The sequence below is a fragment of the Chloroflexota bacterium genome (assembly GCA_018829775.1).
Classification (GTDB): Bacteria; Chloroflexota; Dehalococcoidia; order Dehalococcoidales; family RBG-16-60-22; genus E44-bin89.
The window spans coordinates 1-5394 of sequence record JAHJTL010000028.1 but is presented as its reverse complement, the minus strand read 5'-3'; the positions used below and the strand labels follow the sequence as shown (position 1 = coordinate 5394).

The window sequence follows — 5394 nt, the reverse complement described above, 5'->3', positions numbered from 1 at the left end:
CATGTTTCTTTGTAAAAAAACAGTTAAAGATAAACTAGGCCTCGATTTCTGTGATTTGGAATCTTTCTTTACTCAGGAACAAAAAAGCAAGGATAAAATCCCATATGAGCATATGTACAGAATGTACCATGAGATTAACGAATTAGAAAAGACAAAGGAGGGTGAGGAAGGCAAGTTACCAAAGATTATGGAGCGCTATTTTCAAGAAATAGGTTTACCTCGCGTTAAGCGAGAACAAAGTAACTGCCTCTATGATCTCGAACAGAAAGTGCTCGTCTATTCTCCCGAATTAAAAGTTGGGAAAGGGCTGTTGTAGTATGCCTATGCAGCGCTTTTTCTCCATCAGAGCCAAGTCATGAATATTGGCATTGTTACTGAAAACTACGGGTCCGTTTATGACGGGTGCATGGTCTATGTAGCCAACCTGTTTCAGAATCTTACTAAAAAGGGGCACAACGTTTACGTCTTCGCCCCTCAATATCCGCAATTCAATCCAAATAGTGAACCCCACGTAACCTGGGTTCCATCCATTTACTCCCGGGTCCTCCCGCCGTATCGGGTCTCAAAACCATGGGCTGCCAAGAACATTTTTCATCAACTTTTCCGGCAATTGCGTCTGGATATTGTCCATTCTCAAATTCCCTCTCTCATGATATATCCCGCCTACGCGGTCTCCAAAGAGCTTGGAATTCCTAATGTCGCTACATACCATACCTATCTGGAGCGATACATGACTCACTATGTCCCAATCGTCCCGCAGGTGCTTGCAAGGTGGCTGGCGAAGACCTATAGCCGTTCCGCGTGCATCCGTACTGACTGCGTAATTGTTCCCTCGGTAGCCATTGGAAAGCTGCTCCAAGGGTATGGTATCGAGACGAAAACGGAGTACATCCCGCACGGGATCGATATCGAGACATTCAAAGATGCCAACGGCCTCAGTATTAGGAGGGAGTTCGGGCTAGAGAAGAGCGACAAAATCCTTCTTTACGTGGGTCGGTTGACCAGTGAGAAGAATATCCGCTTTCTTTTCAATGTGCTAAGTCGGCTATTGAGAGATAATACCGTGAGCCGCTTGAAGATGATCATCGTCGGAACAGGTAGGCACGAGATAGAGGTCAAGAGGGAATGCTGCGCGATGGAACTTAGCGAGGCTGTAATCTTCGCAGGCTTGGTTAAAGACCGTCGCCGGCTGGCAGATTTTTACGCCGCGGGAGACGTTTTCGTCTTCGCGTCGGTCACTGAAGCTTTCGGGTTAGTTCTACTGGAAGCACAAGCCTGCGGTACACCAGTCGTCGCGGTAGGCGAGGGCGGCGTCTGCAATGTGGTGGAAGATGGCCATGGCGGATTCCTGACGCGATTGGAGGTGGAGCAGTTCACTGAGATAGTACGTAGGTTGCTCTTGGATCCTGAACTAAGGCGGGAACAATCTTGTAAGGCTCGGGAGCATGCAAACAGGTTTTCTTTGGATGTCATGACCGAGAGTTTGCTAAGAGTGTACGAGTCCTTGGCGGAAGCCAAACGGACTACCTGAAGGAAGAAAAATACGGGTGACTTGCGGCCCGGTTATAAGATAGCGATGGTTTGAAGCGGTTGACCGGAGGTGTGACTTCGTTGCACATTTGTCCATTTTGTTCAGTCGAGGCTACAATAGATTGGATTGTTACCTCGGGTACAAAAACGTTCCTTTTTCTTAGATATTGACAATAGTATCAATAAGACTATAATTAGCTTACCTGATGAAGCTACTGAATAAGTGAATTACTCAGGTTAGGGTCGTGGTTATAAAAAGAGGCGCCAGAATCGCTGTAATAGCATTGGCCAGTTCTCTTTTGCTGCTGTCAGGATCGCTTCTAGTTTGCTGCCAACAAACGTACTCTCATAAGCTGGTGCTGGTTGTGTAGCTGCCCAAAGGAATAAACCATTTGCTTCAGCTTGTCTCTGAAGTTCAAGGAAATCCTGCTGTTATTTAACATCAGGTGGGTAAGTAGATACTTGAGCATAGCCATTTGCTACCAGAATGGCATTGACCATGCCTTCTTCGGTCCAGACATATCGCAACAATCTGCCATATCGGTCAGTTTCTGAGACATCTTTCTCTAAATATACTGTCTTTCCAGACACAAGTTGAGCATTAAAAGCTGTAGCCTCTTCAGCACCAGGTTGACCTACTTCAGGTGTATCGATGCCGCTATAGCGTACTTTGTATAGCCTACCTCCTATATCAACCTCAATAGTATCACCATCAATTACACGAACAACTGTTGCTTCTGTTAGCTGTGGTGAGGGAGTAGCTAAAACCCTCTTATCATCTGCCCTGGCAGCCAGAGGATTATCTGGGGAAAGGCGATCAGCAAGCCAAGCGCAATCAAGATGAGGAAAACAAAGGGGAATACCCCCCGGATGATGTCACCCGTGGTTACCCCCAGTGATGGGTCGGCGGCACCGCGGAGGTAGAATATGGCGTAGGCGAAGGGAGGGGTCAGGAAAGATGTCTGCAGGTTAACGCAGATCATCATGGCAAACCAGAGCTTGTCAAAACCGAGCGCGTCGCCAATGGGCGTAATTATTGGCACCACAATGAAGAGTATCCCCATCCAGTCAATAAAGTAGCCCAGGAGAAAAACGATGAACATGATTATGGCAAAGACGCCCCATTTGCCGCCGGGAGCACCCATGATAATCTGTGTCACTGCTTCCTCGCCACCGGCACGTATAAAGACACCCACGAAGGCATAAGCTGTGGCACCAATAGCTAATACCATCGCCGAGATAATTAGCGTTTGCCGCGCCGTTTCTTTGAGCACACTAAGGTTAAACCGCCGGTTGGCAACAGCGAGCAATGTAGCCGCGACAGCACCCACCCCGGCGGCTTCCGTCGGAGTGGCAACACCCATGAAAATACTCCCCAAAACTGCCATAATCAATGCCGCTGGCGGCACCAGTGCGGTCAGAAGGTCGATGATTTTCTTGAGCAAGGGAACGGCTCTTTCTTCCGGAGCTAGCGCCGGTGCCACATTCGGTCGCGTAAAGCTGTAAACCGCGATGTATGCGATGTATAAAGCGGAAAGAAGAAAGCCGGGCAGAAAGGCGGCAAAGAACAACTTGCCCACGGAAATAACCGCCATCGGCCCGTAGACGACTAGCATAATGCTGGGCGGGATGAGGATACCCAGAGTGCCGCCGGCACAGACGGAACCAGCAGCTAGAGACTTGCTGTAACCTCGCTTTATCATCTCGGGAAGGGCGATAATGGCCAGCGCGGTAACTGAGGCGCCAATTATACCGACTGTAGCCGCCAGGATGGTGCCGGTGATTACCGTAACTATCGCCAACCCACCCCTAAGGCCACCAAGCCAAACATAAAGACTGGAGAACATTCTTTCCGTCAACCCGGAATTGCCCAGCATCACCCCCATGAAGATAAATCCTGGCACTGCCAGCAAAATATAGTTGGTCATTATTTTGAAAATCCGACTGTAGGCAATCCAAGCGGTGGCGTCTACTCCGAAAAGGAGAAGCCCTACAGTAACAGTGACGCCGCCGAGAACAAAAGCCAACGGGAAACCAAGCATCACCCCGATCACGACAAGACCGAAAAAAACCACCACCGCCATCTCTGGGCTTAAGTCAATCATAAGCTCTATTCCTTACCAGCACATGGAAACCACGAAACAATTGAGCCACACTCTGAAGGGCAAGCAAAAGCACTCCCACAAATATAGTTGCTCTCATTGGCCAAAGCGGAGGGCGCCAATAGGTGAGCGTCCACCATTCGGCAGTTTCATACGATATCCATGCCCACTTCCCGCTAATAAAGGCCAGGAAAACGAGCCATGGCAGGAGCCAAATCAGGCTGCCAATCACGTCAATGAGGGCTTTTCTCCTGGGGGACCATCGAGCATAAAAAACATCTACTCTCACATGCCGGTCCTGGCGGTAAACATAACCCCAGCCAAGAACGTAAAGCGTTGCCCCAGCCGAGATCATCAGTATCGGTAGCACATCGCCGGGACTGGCCAACACATAACGGAGAAAAACCTGGATGGTAATGAGCACCATTAAAGCAGGGGCCAACCATTTTACTACGGTGCCCACAAATTCATTAGTGGCGTCAATGGCTTTCAGTATCTTTCTCATCGTTTACATCAATCCCCGCTCCGGGGAGAACCCGGAGCGGGGAAAGACCTAAAATTTGGTCACCAGCTAATATTGCCGCCACTCTTCTGGCGGTACTGCCCAGTCGGGAAGCCCCCAAAGGTCATTCCAGTTTACTGCCCAGGCACGCATAGCGTGCAGGAATGTGGCGAAATCGGGATACTCGGCGGCGATGCCATCCATGACCTTATCGTATTCTACTTTAAAGGGCTCTTCTATCTCCACGGGGAGCTTTTGTACGATGTTTCCGTACTCTCTATATTGCTCCAGTGCCCAGGCTTCCTTCGAGTGCAGATCCCTACCATACTCTACTGTTTCGGCGCGGGCGACCTCGCCGAAAAGCCCTTGGAGGTCAGCGGGTAGCTCCTCCCACTTGCTTCGCTTCACCCCAAGAGCCTGTGCCTCGCTAGGGGCTCGGATGGGGGAAATGTAGATATACTGGGCAACTTCATGATAGGCCATATCATAGTTCATGTAAGCTGAGCTCATTTCAAAAGCATCAATTACACCGCGCATTGTCGACTCGTAGATTTCTCCCGCGGGCATATAGGTGGTAGCGGAGCCGAAGGACTTGAAAGGCTCCCCGGTGTCACCGAATGTGCGGATTTTCAGCCCATCCAAATCCGCCAGTGTTTCTAGCGCCTTGGTGCTATGCAAGAAGAGCTCAGGTGGACCAACGCCCCCAGTCCGTGGGATAAAGTAGACATCATGCCCTGCTTCCGCGAACCAGTTATTGGCCATATCGATGCCTTCTTCGCAAAGAAACAAGTAATAGACCCAGGGGGGTAACCTACCCGCATTCTGATGGTAAATGCCGGCCCAGCGATGCGTGCCGGTATACTGGTGCAGGGGTGAAGCACCCCAGTCAAGGGCGCCCTCATGCATTCCCATGAACTCCTCGTAGGCGGGCACAATAGTGCCGGCAGCATGGATTTTTACTTCGAAACGCCCTCCACTGAACTCGGTAACGCGTTCAGCAATTCTCTGAAAATAACGAGAGAAGGGCGTGTCCAGCGCGGTGAGTGACTGCCCAGTCCAAGTGATGACTTCTTCAGGTGCAGCTGGCGCCGGTGCTGGAGCTGGTGCGGGCGCAGGAGCAGGAGCGGGTGCGGGAGCTGGAGCCGCACAAGCACCAATCAACCCGCTCACTAAGGCAAGCAAGGCAACCAGTGCTAATATCTGTTTTTTATGCATTTTATCATCCTCCTCGATTTTTTAAACATGGTCACCACAAGATAT

At 50.2% G+C, this 5394-nt stretch carries 6 protein-coding genes; 2 read left to right on the top strand and 4 right to left on the bottom strand.

Annotated features, from left to right (window positions below):
• The coding region (locus tag KKD83_03215) for a hypothetical protein (protein MBU2535162.1) at positions 1–316 on the top strand (316 nt) is incomplete at its 5' end.
• 39 nt (positions 317–355) lie between these two features.
• Complete coding sequence (locus KKD83_03210) at positions 356–1531, top strand: glycosyltransferase (protein MBU2535161.1); 1176 nt, start codon at positions 356–358, stop codon at positions 1529–1531.
• Between the two features lie 431 nt (positions 1532–1962).
• Here the strand turns inward: KKD83_03210 and KKD83_03205 are convergent, their stop codons facing one another.
• The 4 genes from KKD83_03205 to KKD83_03190 form a co-directional block, all read right to left on the bottom strand.
• On the bottom strand, positions 1963–2391 hold the full coding sequence (locus tag KKD83_03205; protein MBU2535160.1) for a thermonuclease family protein: 429 nt from the start codon (positions 2389–2391) through the stop codon (positions 1963–1965).
• Positions 2292–3635 carry a TRAP transporter large permease subunit gene (locus tag KKD83_03200; GenBank protein MBU2535159.1) on the bottom strand — a complete coding sequence of 448 codons (1344 nt, stop codon included), beginning with the start codon at positions 3633–3635 and terminating at the stop codon, positions 2292–2294. Before KKD83_03200 ends, KKD83_03205 begins: the two co-directional genes overlap by 100 nt.
• Positions 3628–4137, bottom strand: coding sequence for a TRAP transporter small permease subunit (locus tag KKD83_03195; protein MBU2535158.1), 510 nt, complete (start codon positions 4135–4137; stop codon positions 3628–3630). The genes KKD83_03200 and KKD83_03195 overlap by 8 nt, the downstream gene beginning before the upstream one ends.
• Before the next feature lie 66 nt (positions 4138–4203).
• Positions 4204–5349: a hypothetical protein gene (locus tag KKD83_03190; GenBank protein MBU2535157.1), complete on the bottom strand. Its 1146-nt coding sequence runs from the start codon at positions 5347–5349 to the stop codon at positions 4204–4206.
• Positions 5350–5394: the final 45 nt, after the last annotated feature.

Coding starts and splice junctions, on each gene's coding strand:
- KKD83_03210 (MBU2535161.1), top strand. CDS start 356: ATGAATATTGGCATTGTTACTGAAAACTACGGGTCCGTTTATGACGGG.
- KKD83_03200 (MBU2535159.1), bottom strand. CDS start 3,635: ATGATTGACTTAAGCCCAGAGATGGCGGTGGTGGTTTTTTTCGGTCTT.
- KKD83_03195 (MBU2535158.1), bottom strand. CDS start 4,137: ATGAGAAAGATACTGAAAGCCATTGACGCCACTAATGAATTTGTGGGC.
- KKD83_03190 (MBU2535157.1), bottom strand. CDS start 5,349: ATGCATAAAAAACAGATATTAGCACTGGTTGCCTTGCTTGCCTTAGTG.